This is a genomic window from Hydrogenovibrio sp. (genome assembly GCF_965140365.1).
GTDB lineage: Bacteria > Pseudomonadota > Gammaproteobacteria > Thiomicrospirales > Thiomicrospiraceae > Hydrogenovibrio.
This window is the reverse complement of the sequence record NZ_OZ223196.1, coordinates 1,120,830-1,140,097: the sequence shown is the minus strand read 5'-3', so window position 1 is coordinate 1,140,097 and position 19,268 is coordinate 1,120,830. Positions and strand designations below refer to the sequence as shown.

Annotated in this window: 23 protein-coding genes; 14 read left to right on the top strand and 9 right to left on the bottom strand. The window is 47.6% G+C overall.

Annotated elements, in window-relative coordinates; all coding sequences use genetic code 11:
- Nucleotides 1-12 precede the first annotated feature (12 nt).
- On the top strand, nt 13-1,200 hold the full coding sequence (gene queG / locus AC0KH7_RS05445; RefSeq protein WP_472371426.1) for a tRNA epoxyqueuosine(34) reductase QueG: 1,188 nt from the start codon (nt 13-15) through the stop codon (nt 1,198-1,200).
- Between the two features lie 82 nt (nt 1,201-1,282).
- Complete coding sequence (locus AC0KH7_RS05440) at nt 1,283-3,559, top strand: bifunctional diguanylate cyclase/phosphodiesterase (protein WP_472371424.1); 2,277 nt, start codon at nt 1,283-1,285, stop codon at nt 3,557-3,559.
- A gap of 26 nt (nt 3,560-3,585) precedes the next feature.
- Here AC0KH7_RS05440 and AC0KH7_RS05435 read toward each other — a convergent pair whose 3' ends face one another.
- Nucleotides 3,586-4,944 (bottom strand): anti-phage deoxyguanosine triphosphatase, encoded by a 1,359-nt coding sequence (locus AC0KH7_RS05435; RefSeq protein ID WP_472371422.1) that lies wholly within the window; start codon nt 4,942-4,944, stop codon nt 3,586-3,588.
- Between the two features lie 296 nt (nt 4,945-5,240).
- Here AC0KH7_RS05435 and AC0KH7_RS05430 point away from each other — a divergent pair, with 296 nt between their 5' ends.
- From AC0KH7_RS05430 to AC0KH7_RS05400, 7 genes are all read left to right on the top strand, one after another.
- A complete protein-coding gene (locus tag AC0KH7_RS05430; RefSeq protein ID WP_472371420.1) occupies nt 5,241-5,438 on the top strand; it encodes a hypothetical protein in 198 nt (65 codons plus the stop codon).
- 29 nt (nt 5,439-5,467) lie between these two features.
- Nucleotides 5,468-6,016, top strand: a complete 549-nt coding sequence (locus tag AC0KH7_RS05425; RefSeq protein WP_472371418.1) for a hypothetical protein — start codon at nt 5,468-5,470, stop codon at nt 6,014-6,016.
- 93 nt (nt 6,017-6,109) lie between these two features.
- On the top strand, nt 6,110-6,790 hold the full coding sequence (locus AC0KH7_RS05420) for a YoaK family protein (protein WP_472371416.1): 681 nt from the start codon (nt 6,110-6,112) through the stop codon (nt 6,788-6,790).
- A 142-nt stretch (nt 6,791-6,932) separates the two neighbouring features.
- Entirely contained in the window at nt 6,933-7,559 is a 627-nt protein-coding gene (trhA, locus tag AC0KH7_RS05415; protein WP_472371414.1) for a PAQR family membrane homeostasis protein TrhA, read from the top strand.
- Nucleotides 7,560-7,677: 118 nt separating this feature from the next.
- Entirely contained in the window at nt 7,678-9,393 is a 1,716-nt protein-coding gene (locus AC0KH7_RS05410) for a proline--tRNA ligase (RefSeq protein WP_472371412.1), read from the top strand.
- Nucleotides 9,394-9,526: 133 nt separating this feature from the next.
- Nucleotides 9,527-10,156 carry a LysE family translocator gene (locus tag AC0KH7_RS05405; RefSeq protein WP_472371410.1) on the top strand — a complete coding sequence of 210 codons (630 nt, stop codon included), beginning with the start codon at nt 9,527-9,529 and terminating at the stop codon, nt 10,154-10,156.
- Nucleotides 10,157-10,534: 378 nt separating this feature from the next.
- The gene (locus AC0KH7_RS05400) at nt 10,535-10,906 is read left to right on the top strand and encodes a diacylglycerol kinase (protein ID WP_472371408.1); all 372 of its coding nucleotides are present in this window, start codon (nt 10,535-10,537) and stop codon (nt 10,904-10,906) included.
- Between the two features lie 12 nt (nt 10,907-10,918).
- On the opposite strand, the gene AC0KH7_RS05395 is transcribed toward AC0KH7_RS05400, so the two are convergent.
- Complete coding sequence (locus AC0KH7_RS05395; RefSeq protein WP_472367012.1) at nt 10,919-11,305, bottom strand: winged helix-turn-helix transcriptional regulator; 387 nt, start codon at nt 11,303-11,305, stop codon at nt 10,919-10,921.
- A 138-nt stretch (nt 11,306-11,443) separates the two neighbouring features.
- On the opposite strand from AC0KH7_RS05395, the gene AC0KH7_RS05390 reads away from it, so the two are divergent.
- Complete coding sequence (locus tag AC0KH7_RS05390; RefSeq protein ID WP_472371406.1) at nt 11,444-12,061, top strand: NAD(P)H-dependent oxidoreductase; 618 nt, start codon at nt 11,444-11,446, stop codon at nt 12,059-12,061.
- A 289-nt stretch (nt 12,062-12,350) separates the two neighbouring features.
- Nucleotides 12,351-12,560 carry a cold-shock protein gene (locus tag AC0KH7_RS05385; RefSeq protein WP_472371404.1) on the top strand — a complete coding sequence of 70 codons (210 nt, stop codon included), beginning with the start codon at nt 12,351-12,353 and terminating at the stop codon, nt 12,558-12,560.
- A 79-nt stretch (nt 12,561-12,639) separates the two neighbouring features.
- Here AC0KH7_RS05385 and AC0KH7_RS05380 read toward each other — a convergent pair whose 3' ends face one another.
- Nucleotides 12,640-12,978 (bottom strand): hypothetical protein, encoded by a 339-nt coding sequence (locus tag AC0KH7_RS05380; protein WP_472367009.1) that lies wholly within the window; start codon nt 12,976-12,978, stop codon nt 12,640-12,642.
- Between the two features lie 236 nt (nt 12,979-13,214).
- On the opposite strand from AC0KH7_RS05380, the gene AC0KH7_RS05375 reads away from it, so the two are divergent.
- Entirely contained in the window at nt 13,215-13,457 is a 243-nt protein-coding gene (locus tag AC0KH7_RS05375) for a hypothetical protein (RefSeq protein WP_068648515.1), read from the top strand.
- 49 nt (nt 13,458-13,506) lie between these two features.
- Here the strand turns inward: AC0KH7_RS05375 and AC0KH7_RS05370 are convergent, their stop codons facing one another.
- Complete coding sequence (locus AC0KH7_RS05370) at nt 13,507-13,890, bottom strand: PaaI family thioesterase (protein WP_472371402.1); 384 nt, start codon at nt 13,888-13,890, stop codon at nt 13,507-13,509.
- A 152-nt stretch (nt 13,891-14,042) separates the two neighbouring features.
- Here AC0KH7_RS05370 and ylqF point away from each other — a divergent pair, with 152 nt between their 5' ends.
- The gene (gene ylqF, locus AC0KH7_RS05365; protein ID WP_472371400.1) at nt 14,043-14,990 is read left to right on the top strand and encodes a ribosome biogenesis GTPase YlqF; all 948 of its coding nucleotides are present in this window, start codon (nt 14,043-14,045) and stop codon (nt 14,988-14,990) included.
- A 40-nt stretch (nt 14,991-15,030) separates the two neighbouring features.
- On the top strand, nt 15,031-15,879 hold the full coding sequence (locus AC0KH7_RS05360) for a 23S rRNA (adenine(2030)-N(6))-methyltransferase RlmJ (RefSeq protein ID WP_472371398.1): 849 nt from the start codon (nt 15,031-15,033) through the stop codon (nt 15,877-15,879).
- A gap of 4 nt (nt 15,880-15,883) precedes the next feature.
- On the opposite strand, the gene AC0KH7_RS05355 is transcribed toward AC0KH7_RS05360, so the two are convergent.
- The 5 genes from AC0KH7_RS05355 to hda all read right to left on the bottom strand — a co-directional run bounded on the left by AC0KH7_RS05355 (nt 15,884) and on the right by hda (nt 19,250).
- Nucleotides 15,884-16,753, bottom strand: a complete 870-nt coding sequence (locus AC0KH7_RS05355; RefSeq protein ID WP_472371396.1) for a hypothetical protein — start codon at nt 16,751-16,753, stop codon at nt 15,884-15,886.
- Nucleotides 16,750-17,583 carry a PilZ domain-containing protein gene (locus AC0KH7_RS05350; protein ID WP_472371394.1) on the bottom strand — a complete coding sequence of 278 codons (834 nt, stop codon included), beginning with the start codon at nt 17,581-17,583 and terminating at the stop codon, nt 16,750-16,752. The genes AC0KH7_RS05355 and AC0KH7_RS05350 overlap by 4 nt, the downstream gene beginning before the upstream one ends.
- A 26-nt stretch (nt 17,584-17,609) precedes the next feature.
- On the bottom strand, nt 17,610-17,891 hold the full coding sequence (locus AC0KH7_RS05345) for a hypothetical protein (protein ID WP_472367003.1): 282 nt from the start codon (nt 17,889-17,891) through the stop codon (nt 17,610-17,612).
- Nucleotides 17,892-17,964: 73 nt separating this feature from the next.
- Nucleotides 17,965-18,477 carry a TlpA disulfide reductase family protein gene (locus AC0KH7_RS05340; protein ID WP_472367002.1) on the bottom strand — a complete coding sequence of 171 codons (513 nt, stop codon included), beginning with the start codon at nt 18,475-18,477 and terminating at the stop codon, nt 17,965-17,967.
- Between the two features lie 59 nt (nt 18,478-18,536).
- Nucleotides 18,537-19,250 carry a DnaA regulatory inactivator Hda gene (gene hda / locus AC0KH7_RS05335; RefSeq protein WP_472371392.1) on the bottom strand — a complete coding sequence of 238 codons (714 nt, stop codon included), beginning with the start codon at nt 19,248-19,250 and terminating at the stop codon, nt 18,537-18,539.
- Between the last annotated feature and the right edge of the window lie 18 nt (nt 19,251-19,268).

The following is a 19,268-nucleotide window of genomic DNA, read 5'->3' as shown; positions in this document are numbered from 1 at the left end:
CCATTCTTCAAGATGCCGGAAGCGCCATTATACCAACTTGCCGAGAAGATTAAACATTGGGGCCAGGCGCTCGGCTTTGCCGATGTTGGCATTACCGATACGGACCTGTCTGCGTATGAAGCCCATTATTTCAATTGGCTCGGCGAACATTATCACGGCGACATGGAATATATGGCGCGCCACGGCACCAAACGCACCCGTCCCGCCGAGCTTGAACCCGGCACGGTCCGCGTCATCAGTGTGCGTTTGAATTATTTTGATCAAGATGCCCATTCCCCGATAGAGCAATTGCAAGCCAACGGCCAGGCGTACGTTTCCCGCTATGCACTGCACAAGGATTATCACAAGCTGATGCGCAAACGCTTACAACAGCTGGCCGCAAAAATCGAAGCCGAACTGTCGGAAAAAGCCGAATCGTTTCACTATCGGGCGTTTGTGGACTCGGCTCCGGTGCTTGAGCGCCCCTTGGCGGAAAAAGCCGGCTTGGGCTTTATCGGCAAAAACAGTTTGATTATCCACCCCCGCGCCGGTTCCTGGTTTTTCCTGGGCGAGCTTTACACCAACCTGCCATTGCCCATCGACCCGCCATTTGACAAACAGGGCTGCGGGCCTTGCACCGCCTGCATCGATGAATGCCCGACACAGGCCATCGTCGATAACGCCGTGGTGGATGCTCGCCGCTGCATTTCCTATTTAACCATCGAATACAAAGGTGTCATCGCCCCCGAGTTGCGTGAAAAAATGGGGAACCGTATTTACGGCTGTGACGACTGTCAGCTGGTCTGCCCTTGGAATAAATTCACCGAAGCCACCGAAGAAACCGCTTTCAAGCCTAAACACGCGCTGGACTCTGCCAGTTTATTGGAACTACTCGACTGGAACGAAGCCGAGTTCTTGAACCATTTTGAAGGCTCGCCAATACGCCGAATCGGTTTTGAACAATGGCAACGCAACCTGTGCATCGCACTGGGCAATGCCCTAGAAGATACCGACCTCAGCCGACGCATTGTACAAGCGCTGGAAACCCTTTCGACCGATTCTGAGCTGGTTTTGGAGCACCGTGACTGGGCCCTGCAACGTCAAAAAGACGCCCTAAGCCTCTCCGGCAAAACGGCCAGGCCTTTATACCCTTTAAGGTGTGGCCGTTTTTCGAAACCATTGAAACCCGCTGTGGCGAAGAAGTACTATCTTCCAAAATAAGCTTTCAAGCTTCTTCCGATTCCTTTTTTTCTAAAAATCCAATAAGATAGATTCAAACCATTGACCGAAGGTTCAAGCATTCATGAAGCGGCTAAACTCTAATATATGGGGGCTTTTCTACCTGATTCTCGCCGTCAGTGCGGCCGTCTTCATCTCTTTGTCGGTCAGCAAATACAACAGCATGAAAACCGAGCTGTCCCGCGAACTCTCTGCGGACACCAGTTTGCTCAACCACATCATGCAAAGTACCTTGGTCGAAAACGAACTGCTGCTTGATTTGCTCGGTGCACAATTACTTCAAAACAACACCTATCAGGATCTGACAAAAACCCAAAAACTGTTCGACAAGATGCTGACGGCCAAGCCGGTTCTGGCGGGTTTTGGGTTGGCGACGCCACAAGGTGACATGATCGCTTTCAGCTCCAATCTCAACATCGACAAAGCCGTCAATTTCCTGGAAAACGACATTACCCGAGATTCCTTTCAAAAAGCATTGGAAAGTCAGAAGATGATTCTCGGACGGACGTACGATTATCCCGCGCTCAATACCTGGCTCCTTCCCATGCGAAAAGCCCTGCGAGATGAAACCGGAAAGGTTGTCGCCGTCATCATTACCGCCTTAAAAGTGGGTGAAGCCAACTTCCTCAGCAATTTTCGTCTGGAAGAATCTCGTCACGCGGACATTATCAGCGACTTGAACTATTACCGCCTATTCGTGACCGGTATTCCAAAAAGCGATTATGATAAGTTCTATATGCACCCGCTGTCGGATGAACTACTGGGGCGCTTGAAACGCAATTATCGCGAACGCTATGGCCTGACACTGGAAGAAATGAAACACTACTCAACCCCTTTCGCGTTCGATTTGGACTCAAAAGTTTTCAACAACAAAATGCTGGGCAGCGTGGTCTATAACCAACGCTATGACCTTTGGGTAACACTGTTCCAACCAATCAAAACCCTTACGCCGGAGTTCGGTAGAGTCATGATGACTTACAGCTCTTTTTTCCTGATTGCAATCATCATTACCTTCGCACTGTTCCGAACCATCGCCAACTACGAAGAACGCACCCGTAGTCGACTGCTGCATCAGGCCACGCATGATCCGCTCACCAATTTGCCCAACCGTTATTACTTGGACACCGAACTCAAACACCAATTAGAGAGCAACCCCAACCACGAATACAGTTTAATGTTTCTCGACCTGGATAACTTCAAAAACATCAACGACAATTTCGGACACGAAACCGGCGATACTGTGCTGACCGAAGTATCGAAACGTTTCAAAGCCCTCTTGCACAAAACAGACTCGGTGATTCGCTTCGGCGGTGATGAATTCGTTATCATCGTGCATTCCACATCGAACGACGTATCAGCACTGGCCCACAGCTTCATTAAGTCGCTTTCTCTGCCATTTCACATTGACGACATGCGCTTCAACCTTGGGATGAGTATCGGCATCGCACAATACCCGCAAGACGGCGACACCCTCAAAACCATTCTCAGCCGGGCAGACATGGCGATGTATCATGCCAAAAAGCATAAAAATGCCGTGGCATTCTTTTCCGAAACCATGCGCCAAAATACCCTGCACAAGGTTCATCTGGAACACAAGCTCCGCCAGGCCATCAAATACAACGAAATTTACGTGGTCTATCAGCCCCAACTGGACCGAAACCAAAAACTACACGGCGTGGAGGCGTTAGCACGCTGGCAAAACACCACCTTTGGTGAAATATCACCGGCTGAATTCATCCCGATTGCCGAGGAAATCGGCTATATGCCGGAACTCGGCCATTACATTCTCGACACCGCTTTGTGCCAGATGGCCGAATTTCAAAAAAACCACGACGTACACTTTCGCCTCTCGCTCAATGTGTCGGCCCGCCAGTTTATGAGCCACGGCTTCTATCGTGACTTAACAGAAGCCATTCAAAAAAATGACTACCCGGCCGACCGACTCACCATTGAAGTGACCGAATCCTTGTTCATTGAAGACTTTGAATACGTCCGTGATTTGTTGATTCGACTCCAGCGACGTGGTATCTGGTTATCCCTGGACGACTTCGGAACCGGCTTTTCTTCCTTGAGCCTGTTGCGAAAATTACCCTTCGACGAACTGAAAATAGACAAGAGCTTTATTGATAATATCCTGAACAAACCATCCGACCAAGGCTTGGTGGAAAGTATTATCGAAATCGGTCAAAAACTGAATATGCGCACTCTGGCGGAAGGTGTGGAAACCCTCGAACAGCTACAACAATTATGCGATTATGAATGTGAATTATTTCAAGGGTACTACTTTTCAAAACCCTTGAAATATAAAGAACTTGAACAATTCATCTCAAGTAAAATATAGAAATAAATTCACCTCGATTTCCAGTCCTAAATTCGGTCAAAAATCGATCCTTGGGACGCGGTGAAAAACTTCTCATACATACGTGAAGCATAGGTATTGGTCATGCCGGCAATATAATCGGAAATCACACGTTGACGGTCCCGTTCCGAATCGGATTGATCGTACTTCATAAAGGTGTTTCGTGGTAGCAAGGCTTGAGGGTTGGCACGCAAAGATTTAAACAAATCCAACGTAATCAATTGCCCTTTGTACTCCATGCCTTTTACTTCCGGCAAGGTGATGACGTGGACATACACGAACGTTTTCAACAATTCCAATACCGTCATTTCCGCTTGACCGAGCTTGGCTTGGTAGCGCAGTAATGGATGCTCAAACACTTCGTTTTCATCGATATAAACGCTTTCCACCATAATGCCCACCATTTTGCTGATGGCGTGCTTGCGATCTTTGGAACGCGGGCTGAACAAACGTTCCGTCATGACCTCGTCCCACAGAGGATATTGTTTGAAATCCGGGTGCTCCATGACTTCCGCCTGCCAGAGCTCCCGCCCCACCATGCCCATGGCGACCGCATCTTCCAGGTCGTGAATGCCATAAGCAATGTCGTCCGCCAATTCCATAATGGTGGTATCCAACGCTTTATATTGGGTCTTATGAAAGCCTTGTTCATTCGGTTTCAATTGCGTGAACAGCTCCTTATCGGAATCGGAAAACAAATCCAGCACCCATTCAAACTGAGTTTTCTCTTCCAGGAATACGCTGGCTTTCGGGGGATACCAACGGCTCATATCCAACGTTCTGAAATCAAACGCGTCCGGCTCCTGCATTTGGCTTTGATAGGGTTCGTTCAACGCAATCACTTCATCGTAAATCGCCGGGTATTTCAGAACGCCGAGCGTGGCGCGGCGTGACAGGTCGATACCGTTTTTAGGAGTGTATTCACCCAAGCGGGCTAAAATGCGTAACGTTTGAGCATTGCCTTCAAAACCGCCATGTGTCCGCATCATATAATTCAAGGCCACTTCCCCGCCATGACCGTAAGGCGGGTGACCCAAATCGTGTGCTAAGCAGATGGCTTCAATCAGATAAAACGATGGCAACCAATCCAGATAATCCCGACCATCACCAACCGTAATCAGCTGTTCTACGAGGCCTGAGCCAATTTGCGCCACTTCCATCGAATGGGTCAAACGTGTGCGGTAAAAATCGGACTCATTCAAACCGAATATTTGGGTTTTCGCTTGCAAACGCCGAAACGAGGCCGAGTGAATCACCCGCGCCCGATCACGTTGATACACAATACGCGCTTCACGGGAGGCCTGATTTTCCAAAAAATCCGTATAACGTTGTGTCCAGTCTTTTTCTTCTCGAAGCGCGCGATGCATGCCAACTCCTGTTAACTTTATAAATTCGATTCAATCAGAGGTTCCCTTGTACGAGGTTCTCTTGCACGAGGTTCCCTTGCAGATGGCGCTATCATACTGAAAACCGAGACAGACCTCTAATAAAACATCCGAAATCAATCAATTAACGCTCGTATCGCGCATATCAGCCCAGAGAAATAGATACCGATTAAGCATTCAGGTTTTTAGTTTCACTATAAGTAAAATCACTTGTGAACGCTGAGGGATTTGATACACTTGAATTTTGAATTCATTCCGTTATAAAGGAAGCCTCTATCATGCGTACCCTGGTTTCACGTTTTATCCTGGTATCATTATTTACTTCAAGCCTAGTCATGCTCAGCGGCTGTGAAAATGCCGAATTGAGAGAGTGTAAAGAAAAAGCCAGCCAGCTTTGGGACAGCACCAAAGATAACCCGAAAGACAATAAAGCTTACTGGGATGCCATCGAACGCTGTAAAGAAAAATACGGTTAATCAGGCGCGCTAAACATCAATCGCAGCCAATGAAATCCTTTAGAACCCTGCTCATCTACACGGCGAGCATTTTCGCCGTTTCGCTCGCCTATTATTTTTATGCTCGCAACCGTTTGCCGCCGCAACAGGAAGATGAAACCTTCCTCACGGAAATCGGTGAAGGCTTTGGGGAAATCGCGCTTTGGTTGCTATTATTCATCTATGCCCGTACCTTACTGAAGCTGCTATTCGAAAAAGGTTCGGTTGCCGATCGTATGGTGCCGAATATGCTCTATCAGCCAACACAATCTCTGATTCAAAAACTTTTAGTGCCCTTAAACCGAACCCATGTCTATGTTGGTGTCGCGACCTTGGCGGTAACCTTTTTGCATATTTTACTGGTCGGCTTTCATTTTGAAATATTGCTGTTTCAAGTCGTGATGTTACTTCTGGTTTGGCAGGGCTTGTTTGGCTTTTTTCTGCGCTGGAAATTTTCACCCCGTCAATTACGCCAGTTTTCTTATCTGGTACACGCTCAATTCCTGACGGGCATTATGATTGGTATTTTTTCTTACGTCGGCCATCAAATGCTGGACTAGCAAAATTCCACCCAATCCCTCTTTACAACTGGGGTTATAAGGCGTATTTTAGTTTTTTAACTTTATCCGCTCTAGGTTCCAAAAGAGGATTACGTGCTCAACACCACCCCACACGACTACAGTGTTTCCAAGGTCTTTGCCATTGCCATCGGTATGTCGGCCATTGCCGGCTTTATCAACAGCATCATGCTGATTGAATTCGGTCTGCCGGTCAGCCAGATGACTGGGGTGGCTTCCCACCTTAGCGACAGCGGTTTTCATTTTGACTGGAAACCGTTCATCATCAGCTTATCCATTTTACTAAGCTTTATTATGGGTGCTTTTTTATCCGGTTTCATTATCGGTCACAGTCAATACAAAGAAGATAAAAGCTACGGCGTCGCCCTTTTTCTAAATGCCGCCATACTGACGGTGGCCGCCGTCATGGCTTACTCCGTCAACCTTCTGGCTTTAATGTTCAGTGCCCTGGCTTGCGGCTTGCAAAATGCCATGGTTGCCAGCTATAAAGGCTTGCAGATTCGGACCACCCACGTCACCGGCATCACCACGGACATTGGGGTTTCCATTGCCCACCGTTTTCGCACCGGTACGGCTTTCTCCTGGAAAACCTGGCTATTATTCGCCATACTCATAGGCTTTATTCTGGGTGGCCTAATCGGCATTTTCAGTTTTCAGTGGTTCGGGTATCTTTCGTTATTACTGCCTGCGGCCTTAAACGCAATATTGGCTTGGATTTATTTCCATGCCTTGATCCGGAAAACCAAACCTTCATGAATAACGAAAATCGCCAGGCCTGGCGATTTTTGTCGTAACGGCCATCCATTCACCCCTCTGGATTTCATGATTTTTTCATCACAGAATTCAGAGGGGTTTGATACACTGACTTAACATTTAAATTTAGAGTGCCTTTAAACGCATGTATTATTCCGAAAAATTCAATAGCATCACCCATCTTGTCGGCGCGGTTTTCGCGCTGATGGGGCTTGGCGCCTTAATTGCAGTGGGCATTTTGCAAAACAGTGTCCTGTTGTTTATCGGTTACCTGACATTCGGCCTGACACTGGTGATGCTTTACAGCTTTTCAACCTTATACCACAGCTTTAAACACCCCTTGTCGAAGCGAATTTTTCAAAAGCTGGATCACATTTCCATTTACCTACTGATTGCCGGCACCTACACACCTTTCACGCTGGTGACATTAATCGATTCCAAAGGCTTATTGATACTGATCATTGTCTGGTCACTGGCCATTGTTGGCATTCTGCTCGACCTTTTTATCAAACGTCGCATTGAATGGTTACAGCTAGCCATTTACCTGATTATGGGCTGGATGGTCATGCTGGATTTCAGCGCTTTAAAAGCGGCGCTGCCCACAGCCGGCCTTTACTGGTTGACCATCGGCGGCATCGCTTACACGGCCGGCATTGTTTTCTATATTCTCGATGACAAAAACCTACTACGTCATGCACATGGCATCTGGCACCTGTTTGTACTGGCCGGTTCCATCTGTCATTTCATCGCCGTCATCGGTTACATTCGTTAAGCCCACAGACCACGTCAGGCCTGGCAGGATTTTCGGTTTCTCGACCGACCTTTCATGCTAAAATAGCCGCTTTGTTTATCCGATTAAAAATTCACCAAGAAGGGTTTGATTTCGCACCATGAAAACATCATCGCTTTTACTCGCCACCACTCGTGAAACCCCGGCCGATGCCGTTGTCATCAGCCACCAGCTTATGCTGCGTGCCGGTTTGATTCGGCCGCTGGCAGGCGGCTTATACAACTGGCTGCCATTGGGTGTGCGAGTGTTACGCAAAGTGGAAGCGATTGTGCGTGAGGAAATGAACCGCTCCGGCGCGCAGGAATTGCTGATGCCGGTGGTGCAACCCATGGAACTGTGGGAAGAATCCGGCCGTGCCGAGGATTACGGGCCGGAACTGCTGCGTTTTAAAGACCGCCACCAACGCGATTTTGCCCTAGGGCCAACCCACGAAGAAATCATCACCGATTTGGTACGCAAGGAAATCCGCAGTTACAAGCAGTTACCCGCCAATTTCTACCAAATTCAAACCAAATTCCGTGATGAAATTCGTCCACGTTTTGGCGTCATGCGTTCGCGTGAATTCATTATGAAAGACGCCTACTCTTTCCATATGGATCGCAACAGCCTGCAAACCACTTACGACGAAATGTACGATGCTTATAACCGCATCTTTACGCGCATCGGACTCGACTTCCGTCCAGTCCAGGCGGACACCGGTTCCATCGGCGGCGACGGCTCGCACGAATTCCACGTGCTGGCCGACTCCGGTGAAGACGACATCGCTTTCTCCACCGAATCCGATTTCGCCGCAAACGTCGAACTGGCAGAAGCTCTGGAGCCTCGCGGAGAGCGTCCGGCCCCGAACGAAGACCTGACCAAAGTCGCCACCCCCGGCAAACATAGCATTGAAGAAGTCTGTGACTTTCTGCAGGTCAAGAAAAAGAAAGTCTTGAAAACCTTGATTGTCAAAGGGGCGACCGACGAAAACCCGGTCGTGGCGCTGGTGGTACGTGGCGACCACGAGCTCAACGAAATCAAGGCCGAAAAACTGGACTTGGTGGCCGAACCACTTGAAATGGCCAGTGATGCCGAAATACTCAACGCCGTCGGTTGCAATGCCGGCTCCATCGGGCCGGTGGGTTTAAATATTCCCGTCATTGTGGATCGTACCGCTGACCACGCTGTGGATTTCATCTGCGGTGCCAATGAAGACGGCTTTCACTACACCGGCGCCAACTGGGATCGTAACGCCAACCCAACACTGGTCGCCGACATCCGTAATGTCGTCAAAGGCGATCCCAGCCCATGCGGGAAAGGCAAAATCGAAATTCGTCGCGGCATTGAAGTGGGCCACATTTTCCAACTGGGCAACAAATATTCCGAAGCCCTTAACGCCACCGTACTGAACGAAAACTCTCGTGCGCAAGTATTGGAAATGGGTTGTTACGGCATTGGCGTCACGCGTGTGGTCGCCGCGGCCATCGAGCAGAATCACGACGACAAAGGCATTATCTGGCCGGAAGCCATCGCACCGTTCCAAGTGTGCATCGTGCCAATGCAAATGCATAAATCGCCCCGTGTGGCGGAAGCCGCCAACAAACTTTATGACGAATTAACGGCCAAAGGCATCGAAGTGCTGTTCGACGACCGCAGCGAACGCCCGGGCGTAATGTTTAACGACATGGAGTTGATTGGCATTCCGCATCGAATCGTTATCGGTGAGCGAGGCTTGGACAACGGCATGATTGAATACAAACACCGCACAGATGAAAAACCCCAGGACGTGGCCGAAGCGGAGTTTATGGATTTCTTACTAGCCAAGCTCAACGCTTAAGTCGAGTTCGGCATTATACGTCCATTCATAAAAACCACCAGGCCTGGTGGTTTTTTGTTTTCACGATAAAAAATGCATTCTTTGGCTTCAAAAGTCGTAAGATTAAGCTCTTAATTACACAGGCGTAATCAAAGTGTCCATCGAACATTATTCCATCTTTTTCATCACTACTTTTTTATTGATTCTGGTGCCCGGGCCGTCGGCGATGACCGTCGCTTCACAAGGCGCGTCACTGCAATCCAAAAAAGCATTTTTAGGCGTCTTAGGCATTGCATCAGCGGACTTGATTTTCTTTGCGTTATCGGCAACGGGCATTTCCGCTTTGATTGTCGCTTCCAGCTTAATGTTCACCCTCATCAAATGGTTGGGCGTGGCATTTTTAATTTACCTAGGGGTGACCGTGCTGTTCAGTAAGGGATCGGCCATTCAATTCCGCCAGACAAAAACCGACCATCACGCACTTAAGCTCTTCAGCCAAGGATTGGTGATTCAATTGGCCAACCCCAAAGCGTTAATGTACTTCACCGCCCTGTTGCCTCAGTTCATTAACCCAAACGAACCGTTATTCATGCAACTGCTTCTGATTGGGCTAACCTTTTTCTTTGCCGACACCTTGGTTTACAGCCTTTACAGTTTTATGGGGGCCCATATGGCAAGACGAAAATTGAAAGCTTGGGCGATTCAGTTGATCAATAAAGCCGCGGGGCTAACATTGATTTACACCGGCATCAAAATGGCGATGCTGGAAAACCGAACACCTTAATGCTTTGGAAAGAAAAAAGGTTAACCAAATAATGATGAACCACACTGACCAACCAGGGCTATTGGATGATGTTTTTCATTTCGCACAGTGTTTGACGCAAGTCGAATCCTCACTGAGAGCTTTGCATGAGTGGGGCGCGATAGAAAAATGAGATAAAATTTTTCTGAATTAGGCGGAAAACGCAGCGAATAGCGAGCTATTCGCCAGTTTTTCAACGACATTCAGGGAAATTTTAGCCATTTTTATCCGTGCATCCATCTCGTGCAAAGCTCTCTCACTATATGATTCAAAAAACGCTTTATGTTCTGCAGACTTTCAACCACGATAGCGAATGGCATATGGCCACAACTACGATACTGAACTGAAAAGGAAAACCCCTTGAAATCGCCTTACACCGGATGGTCGCGCATTTTTTACGCCGCCGGTTACTCTTACAAAGGATTAAAGTCCACCTGGAAACACGAAGCGGCTTTCCGCCAGGAGGCCATCTTATGTTTGTTGTTAACGCCGATTGCATTTTGGTTGGGCGACAGCTTAATGGAAATCATTGCCTTAATCGGTGTCTTGGTGTTTGTGCTGATTGTGGAAATGCTGAACTCCGCAGTGGAATCCACGATTGATCGCATTGGCGAAGACTACCACAAACTGTCCGGCCGAGCTAAAGACCAAGGCTCCGCCGCGGTATTCCTGTCATTTTTTCTCGCCGCACTGGTCTGGGGTGGTTTCATTATTGACAAGCTGTTTACTTAAAGCCGGATTTTTCTAGCTGGCTCCACCATCCGTTACACGCCGATGAGCGTCAACCTGACGTGCATCGATGTAATCAGCCCCCCATTCGTAAAGCAATTCCAACACCGGCTTAAGACGTTCGCCTTGTTCGGTAAGCCGGTAATCCACTTTTGGCGGCACCACCGGATATACAGTGCGAATGACAATACCTTCATCCTCCAGTTGTCGAAGTTTTTGCGTCAGCATTTTCTGTGTGATTTTCGGTATCAGACGACGCAATTCACTATTACGTTTCGGCCCTTGCATTAAATACCACAGAATCAGCCCCTTCCACTTACCATCCAAAATATCAATTGCCACCTGGAAGGCGCACTGATAAGTCTGGTTATTAACGACAAAACCGCAGGTTTTTTCCGACATTATATTCCTTTTATTTTTAATGGTTACTTTTAAGTTAGTATATTACAAAAAAGTACATACTTACCAATACCATATATAAATGATAGCATAACCTCACTTTACAAATTTGACCAGAACGCCATTGAAAAGGACACTCTTATGGAAAAAAACTTCATGCAAGCCATGCAAGACCGTTATGCCGTTAAAGCCTTCAAGCCGGAAGCGAATATCGAACCGGAAACGCTTGAAAAAATTCTGGAAGTTGGTCGACTATCGCCCAGCTCTTTTGGTTTGGAGCCAACCCGCTTTTTGGTGGTTCGAGATAAGACCATGCGTGCCAAACTGAAAGAAGCCTGCGGTGGCCAACCGCAAATCGATACTTGCAGCGAGCTGATTGTATTCGTCACCGTTAAGGAATTTGACGGCATTACCGATTATGCCAAAAAACAGTTTGATCGCTGGGGCCTGGACGACAATGCCATGCTGGGTGTGCTAAACTTTTACGCGAGTTACATCAGTCAATTCAACGAACAAACTTTACCCTACTGGTCTGGGAAACAGGCTTACATCGCTTTGGGGAATATGATGACCGCCGCTCAGGCCTTCGGCATCGACTCTTGCCCAATTGAAGGCTTCGATAAAGACCAAGCCATGAAAGCCTTGAAGTTGGATGCCGATCAATACGACCTGCACGTCATTATGGCTTTGGGCGAACCCGCCGACCAAGCCAGACCGAAACACCGCTTACCGCTGACGGAATTAGTCTCTTACCTTTGAAAAAACCTTTAACCTTGTTATCACCAGGCCTGGTCATAACAAGGTTAAAAGTACAGCCACAATCAAAAGTAATTGTTTTGCAAATATTAATTGACTTATGACTCACTTTAGCGTCTAATAGATTTCCACTTAGAAAGTAATTCTGAAATTCTTTGTTTATCTGCACGACTTCGTTGTTTTATTCGTAATTCTCCGTTCTCAGTAGTTCACATTATAAGTAACAGTTTATTTTTCTGATGTTTACGCCGAAAGGCACTCTTTTTTATAAATTTTTACAGGATACAATATTATGTCTGAAACAACGACTGGTACCGTTAAATGGTTTAACGAATCAAAAGGCTTTGGCTTTATCGAACAAGAATCCGGCCCGGATGTTTTCGCACACTTCAGTGCCATCTCCGGTTCTGGCTTCAAAACTTTGGCCGAAGGTCAAAAAGTTGAGTTCACTGTCACTCAAGGCGCTAAAGGCCCTCAAGCAGAAAACATTACGGCACTGTAAGCCACAGCTTTCTGTGTTATGATTTAAAAAAGCAGGACATTGTCCTGCTTTTTTTATGCCCGAAAATTTTCAAAACTAACTACTCCACTAAATAATCCATCAAATGAATATAGAGCTTTTCCAGCACTTTAATATTGTGCTCGGTCACCTCATGATCGCATTCTGGATGCTCCAAAGCCGCTTTATTCTCATGCCAAAGGCGCTTACAGGTCTGAATTGTCACGCGTAATTCATACGGGGTTGGATTTCCCGGCTCAGCCCAGTTACCGGGCATCATATTGACTTCTTTCGGCTGAAAACGACACAAGGTCCCTCGCGGGTTCGCATGGTCGGCGGATGTTGACGTCCTCACATGATGCGGAGCCGCCGAAGGAACAGGCACACTTCTCGCATCGTGAGGGTTTCTGGCTCTTGGCATAGCAAGTCTCCCTTAAACGATTAACGATTTCACATACCTCGCTGACAGTATATAACCTAGTGAACCACTAGGAAATAAAATTTTTTCATCCCCCTATAGCGCCTTATCCCTTTAAAAGCTAAGCTTATTTTCGGTTTTCAGTGCTAAAACATCTGCTTAATCATATCGTCCACAGCATTTTTTCGGTAGAATCGGTAACCAAACAACCAACTCCGCTAACTTAAAAGAGAGAACATATGGATATTTGGCAGAAAATTTTTCTGTATTTAGGCGCTGGCCTGGGAGCCGTGATGCTCATCGTTGCGATGATCGCACTCGGCACAGCCGAAAACGGCCAGTTATCGGTGGAAGGATTACAACACCTGTCAGGGCAGATGACATCGCTTTATGAGGTGGTACGTTGGTTTGTTTACCTTTGGTTGATTTCCGGCATCGTCCTGCTGGTGCGTTTTTTGATGCGCATTTTCGGCCGACGCTGAGGTTAAACTCGCTTAATTGAAAACCGCCAGGCCTGGCGGTTTTTGGGTTTTATGCGCCTTCTTTCAAAATCGCATAAGTACCGGTCGCATAAGCCACCAACTTTCCTTCATCATGGAGCTCAATGGTCACAAAGGCCACCTTCTTGCCTTGGCGTTTCACTTCAGCCGACGCCAATAAATGTTTCCCGGAAGCCGGTTTAAGATAGTTGATCTTGATTTCCATGGTCACGGCGGTAAACCCCTCATCCAAGCTTGAAACCGCCGCATACCAGCCGGTGTTATCCATCAAGGTTGAAATTACGCCACCGTGTACAAACCCCATGTGTTGTAGATGATAAGGCTCGACATGAAGTGCCACTTCCGCCGTTCCCGTGGTATAGTTTTTTAATTCCGCACCAATGTGCTCCAAAAAAGGAAATTTAACGGCATTCATCTTGAAGCAAGGCCCTCTACAAAGTAAAAAGCTTTATTTTATCATCCCGTTTTCCTTAAATTAAAAATGTCCAGGCCTGCCAAAGATAAAGGTCTATAATTCACCTTAAATTCAATTGAACTCAATCCAAGCAAAAGGGTTAAAAACAAAACATGCAAATTCAATGGTATCCAGGGCACATGCACAAAGCGCAAAAAGAAGTGCGCGAAATCCTTCCACAAGTGGATTTGATCATCGAAGTACTGGACGCTCGCATTCCATTCAGCAGCGAAAACCCAATGATTGCCAAACTGCGTGGCGAAAAACCCACCCTTAAAATTTTTAATAAATCCGACCTGGCAGATGCCGAAAAAACCGCTGATTGGCAAAGCTATTTCGAACAACATCAAAACATTAAAACATTGGCCTTGAATGCCCAGCAATCCGATCGTAAAGCGCAAGTGCTTGGCATCATTAATAAAATGTTTCCGCGTGAAGAAGATTCCGTCAAAGTCATACACGCGCTGATTCTTGGCATTCCGAATGTTGGAAAATCCACTTTAATCAATACCCTGGCCAGCCGCCCGATTGCCAAAACCGGCAATGAACCGGCCGTGACCAAAATGCTGCAACGCATCAAACTGGAAGACGGCATTACCCTGTTCGATTCCCCCGGCATGCTGTGGCCAAACATCGAAAACGAACACTCCGGTTATCGTTTGGCGATTACCGGCGGCATCAAAGAAACCGCTTTCGAATTGCCCGACATCGCCAGTTACGCGGCCGAATACTTGTTAGAACACTACCCGGAACGCTTGCAAGAACGCTATCAACTCGACGAGCTCCCGCTGCACGATCCCTTCCCGGATGTCGCTTTTCTGGAAACCATCGGCCGCGACCGCGGTTGTTTGGTCAGCGGCGGACAGGTCAACCTGGATAAAATTTCCCGTATTTTGATTACCGAAATCCGTGACGGCCAACTCGGTGCCCTGACCTTTGAAACCCCGGACATGATGGAGCAGGAATTGCAACAAGTCGAAATCAAGCGCGAACAAAAAGCCGCGAAAAAGCAAGCCCGCCTTGAGGCTCGAAAGCAAAAGAAAAACAAGCGAAACCGCTGACTCTGTCAGCTTTTAATAAAGACTAGGAACGAAAAAATTCATGCTCAGCTATCGCCACTCCTTTCATGCGGGTAATTTCGCCGATGTGCTCAAGCACAGCGTGACGGTTCAAATCCTCAAGTATTTGACCCTTAAACCCAAACCCATTTATTACCTGGATACCCATTCCGGCGCCGGCGCATTCACCCTATCCGACAGTGAGGCGCAAAAAAACCGGGAGTACGAAAACGGCATCGGGCAACTTTGGCCCCTACTCAATGAATTGGACAATTGCCCAGGCCTGGTCAAAGATTATCTAACGGCGGTGCAGGCATTCAATCCGCAAGCCGAGCTGCAAACCTACCCGGGTTCTCCCTGGTTTGCGCAACACCTGCTTCGTGCCCAAGACCGGCTGGATTTATTCGATTTACACCCAAATGAAAGCCAGGTTTTGCAACGAAATTTCGCCGGAGACAAGCGTATTCACGTTTACCCGAAAGACGGGTTTCATGCTTGCATCAGCCAATTGCCGCCCAAGGAAAAACGCGGTTATGTATTGATGGACCCACCTTACGAAGTCAAAACGGATTATGCAAAAGCCGTGGAAACCTTGATTAAAGCGCACAAAAAGTTTGCCAATGCCACCTATGCGTTATGGTATCCCGTGGTGGAACGCCACCGCATTCTGTCCATGGAAAAAGCGTTTATCGACAGCGGCATCCGCAATATTCAATTATTTGAGTTAGGCATCGCCAAAGACGGCGACAAAGGCATGACCGCCAGCGGCATGATTGTGATTCATCCGCCGTGGAAGTTAATGGAAACCCTACAGGCCGGCTTGCCGTTTTTAAGCGAACGACTTGGAAGCGTGCATGGCCATTATCGCGCCGAACACTTGGTCCCGGAATAAGTGATCAGAACTGGTACGCCAGCTTCATCCCGCTCCCCCAACTGGGATCCAGTTGATATTGCGTTTGGCGACTGCCATGGCGGTTATAAAAACTGAAGCGGTAATCGGCCGAATATTGCCCGAATACATCAATCCGCCAGTTTTTAGTGGCTTGATAGGAAAGCATCACATCGGCTTTCCATGTCTGGAGTTCTACATACCCTTTTTCTTCCACGGGGCTATCGTTCGCCAACTTTGCCATAAACTGTCGATAAGAGGCACCGGTACTGACATTCCATTTTTCAGCGAAGCCATAAGCGATAAAAGCACGAGGAAAGCCTAAGACCGCCGACAACCCATCACGGCTTCGAACCCGGTAAGCCAACCCAAAAGCCGGATAAAGGCGACTGCGAACCGGGTGATAGTTGTAAACAATCCCGCCCAGCAATGAAAGTTCATTTTTGAGTTTATAAGAGACCAGTGCTCTCAGATTCACACTGTAGGAGTCGTCGGTTTGCTCTTCATATTTGGACGACACCCCAAGGCTGCTTAAAAACAGCATTTTCGAGTTGATACGATGGTTGAACTTCCCACCGATTCTCGCGCCCCGAAGCCCTTTTACCGGCTTGTCCTTACCATTACCGAACGGCAATTGATCAATATCATGCCAATCCAAACTCCAGTAGGTGTAACCCAAATAAGCGAACTGGTTCTCAAGCAAAGCGTCGTAATAACGATCCGAGACTTCGCCACCTTCACCTTGAATGCCGGAAGGGGTTAAATAGCCCGTTTCAAGGGTGATTTTGGGTGCCCAAGGGTTTGTATCCGCAACAGCGGTTCCTGGCAGTCCCGCCACTAACGCGAGTAGAAGCGATGTTTTTTTGAAGAAAGTCATTCATCATCTCGTTGATTTAAGTATTGATAAGCGACTTTCAAAGCCTCATCGGCGTCCAAGCCTTGATGCATAAAGTCGTAAGCGATTTGCTGTTCCTGACTGAGAAAGCGGTTTTCAAAATCGGAAATCAGCGTTTTCCAAGCCAGTTTGTCATTCGATTCTTCCGGCGTGTGCGCCAGCAATTTTGCCAAGGTCGCAAAAGCAAGAGAGCTTTCGTTCATTCTTTGCAGGTAGCTTTTAAAGTCTTCGAATTCGTCTTTTAAGTCCTGCAGTTTCATGTCCGAGGCCAGGCCGCTGTTGAAAATGCTATCCACAGCTTGAATGAAACGTGCCACCTCTTTTTGATTGCGCTCAGACTGTGTCACCGCCAGATTCAAAGCCATGCTGGCTTCTTGAAAATCGGACTGATCAGTCGACAAAGCAGAACCGTCTTCCATAAAATTGAATTCGGATAATTTGGAGGTTTCCATCGACACCAAGGCCGTTTGAGCATCGGTCATCACCAGTCGGTGATGGGCAAGCAGCTGACCGCTGGTCACCTGAGAAATGTGGCAACCACACAGGTATTTTCCGTTATCACCCGGCCGCAGGTGAATGACTTCAACCCCTTCCAAACAATAAACTTCATCGGTTTGTTCGTTTTTAACCCGCAAACTGAGGAGTTGTTGCGGCAAAAACAAATCCGGGTCTTCAATGTAGAACCCTAACCCGGTCAAGTTAACGTCAGCCCCCTCAAACGCCACGGAAAACGTTTCGTCTTCGTGGTTCGTGACTTGAAACGGCCGGTCAAAACGCGCCGACTGCCGTTGTTCCAGATCCATTTGAATCATAAAACCTACAACCCTTTCCAACCCTTTCAGTTGCGAACCCGACTCGCAATCTCTTTTTGGTATCCAAGCGCTTCGCAGTCAGCTTGTGGAATCCACCCCAAACAACTGCGCACTTTTAGAGATTGATAATTACGCACAATCGGCATAATCGTCAAAATCCCCCAGGCCTGCTGATACCAGCGCCAACCGATAGCCGATGGCTGCTGCACCCACCAACGGTTATTCACACCAAAATGACGGGTTTTTAATATCAGATGAAAGGCCAGTCGCCAATATTTCAATGCAAAGCGTAATTTTGTCTTATTCATAGAATCATTCTATCACAAGCGGTTTCATGAAGGGTATCGGCCGTATTTACCGCCACAGGAGGTTCTTAACACTTTATTTTTTGGCATCGAACTTTTGAATAAACTCTTCCAACATTTTTTGGTCGACCATGCCGGTCCTCGCCGCCACAACCTCTCCCTTTGGCGACACCATATAAGTGGTCGGCAAGCCTCTCAAAGGCCCAAAAGGAGTGGTTTTGCCATCAATACCGCCTTTCTGACGCACAATCGGAAACTTAATGTCTTCCTGCGCCAAAAAACTCTTCACTTTGGCCGGGCTGGAGTCTTCATAATTCACGCCAAGAACCACGGCGTTTTTATCTTTATGGGCATCATAGAAAAAACCTAACTCCGGCATTTCCACACGGCATGGTGGGCACCAAGTCGCCCAATAATTCACCACCACCCATTTTCCACGGAAATCAGACAATTTCACGGTTTTACCTTCCAGCGTTTCGAACTCAATATCGGTCGACGCTTGAACCGTCGAGGACAACAGCGCCATCCACACCATCGAAATTAAAAGAGAAAATTTAATCGGATTCATCCAGTTTTTCGCGTGAATCATCTTACTTCCTTATGGTTTCATTTTAATCGCAAGCAGCCTATCACAAGCCGCTGAGCAGACTATGAATGCTTCGTTAATATCTGTTTGACGAACGGTAACGTCATACGGCGTTTTTCCACGAACGTCGCCTGCTCAAGAATTTTCAATACCGACAATAACTCCTGCAAGTCGCTGGAAAACTGTTTGACCAGATAATTCCCAACGTCCAACGGCAACTCAAAACCGAGCTTCAAGGCATGACGTTGCATCGCCACCACCAAATCGCGTTTATTATGCAACGGCTGCAAACGAATCGGCAACACCGACATTAAAGCCTGCGTGAGCTCTGAAGTCACAATCGGCCAATCGCCAATATTTTGTGCACCCGATAACACCACCTTATGGCCCAACACCTTAGAGCGCATTAACAGGTTGGCTAAAGCTTGCTCCCAAGATGCCTGCCCCACCACCTTTTCCACATCGTCTAGACACACTAAAGGCGTACGTTCCAAACCATGCAATACATCCGGAATTAACGGAAGAGAGCTATCGCCCAGCGGCAAGTACACACTGGAAGATTTTTTTTCCGTCATAAAACGGCAAGCCGCTTGCAGTAGGTGTGTTTTTCCCACGCCGCTTTCGCCTTGAAAATAAAAGGCTTCACCTTCCTGGCTTTTCATAAGCGTCTGCTGAAAACGGTTTAACGCCAGCACCGTTGCTTCGTCTTCGGTCACAAAGGTGTCGAAGCACACTTCTTCCCGCAGCCCTATTTTAAGAGGTAATTGTACAAACACCGTCGTCTATCTTCCTAT

Coding starts and splice junctions, on each gene's coding strand:
- queG (WP_472371426.1), top strand. CDS start 13: ATGCCGGAAGCGCCATTATACCAACTTGCCGAGAAGATTAAACATTGG.
- AC0KH7_RS05440 (WP_472371424.1), top strand. CDS start 1,283: ATGAAGCGGCTAAACTCTAATATATGGGGGCTTTTCTACCTGATTCTC.
- AC0KH7_RS05435 (WP_472371422.1), bottom strand. CDS start 4,944: ATGCATCGCGCGCTTCGAGAAGAAAAAGACTGGACACAACGTTATACG.
- AC0KH7_RS05430 (WP_472371420.1), top strand. CDS start 5,241: ATGCGTACCCTGGTTTCACGTTTTATCCTGGTATCATTATTTACTTCA.
- AC0KH7_RS05425 (WP_472371418.1), top strand. CDS start 5,468: ATGAAATCCTTTAGAACCCTGCTCATCTACACGGCGAGCATTTTCGCC.
- trhA (WP_472371414.1), top strand. CDS start 6,933: ATGTATTATTCCGAAAAATTCAATAGCATCACCCATCTTGTCGGCGCG.
- AC0KH7_RS05410 (WP_472371412.1), top strand. CDS start 7,678: ATGAAAACATCATCGCTTTTACTCGCCACCACTCGTGAAACCCCGGCC.
- AC0KH7_RS05395 (WP_472367012.1), bottom strand. CDS start 11,305: ATGTCGGAAAAAACCTGCGGTTTTGTCGTTAATAACCAGACTTATCAG.
- AC0KH7_RS05390 (WP_472371406.1), top strand. CDS start 11,444: ATGGAAAAAAACTTCATGCAAGCCATGCAAGACCGTTATGCCGTTAAA.
- AC0KH7_RS05385 (WP_472371404.1), top strand. CDS start 12,351: ATGTCTGAAACAACGACTGGTACCGTTAAATGGTTTAACGAATCAAAA.
- AC0KH7_RS05380 (WP_472367009.1), bottom strand. CDS start 12,978: ATGCCAAGAGCCAGAAACCCTCACGATGCGAGAAGTGTGCCTGTTCCT.
- AC0KH7_RS05375 (WP_068648515.1), top strand. CDS start 13,215: ATGGATATTTGGCAGAAAATTTTTCTGTATTTAGGCGCTGGCCTGGGA.
- AC0KH7_RS05370 (WP_472371402.1), bottom strand. CDS start 13,890: ATGAATGCCGTTAAATTTCCTTTTTTGGAGCACATTGGTGCGGAATTA.
- ylqF (WP_472371400.1), top strand. CDS start 14,043: ATGCAAATTCAATGGTATCCAGGGCACATGCACAAAGCGCAAAAAGAA.
- AC0KH7_RS05360 (WP_472371398.1), top strand. CDS start 15,031: ATGCTCAGCTATCGCCACTCCTTTCATGCGGGTAATTTCGCCGATGTG.
- AC0KH7_RS05355 (WP_472371396.1), bottom strand. CDS start 16,753: ATGACTTTCTTCAAAAAAACATCGCTTCTACTCGCGTTAGTGGCGGGA.
- AC0KH7_RS05350 (WP_472371394.1), bottom strand. CDS start 17,583: ATGATTCAAATGGATCTGGAACAACGGCAGTCGGCGCGTTTTGACCGG.
- AC0KH7_RS05345 (WP_472367003.1), bottom strand. CDS start 17,891: ATGAATAAGACAAAATTACGCTTTGCATTGAAATATTGGCGACTGGCC.
- AC0KH7_RS05340 (WP_472367002.1), bottom strand. CDS start 18,477: ATGATTCACGCGAAAAACTGGATGAATCCGATTAAATTTTCTCTTTTA.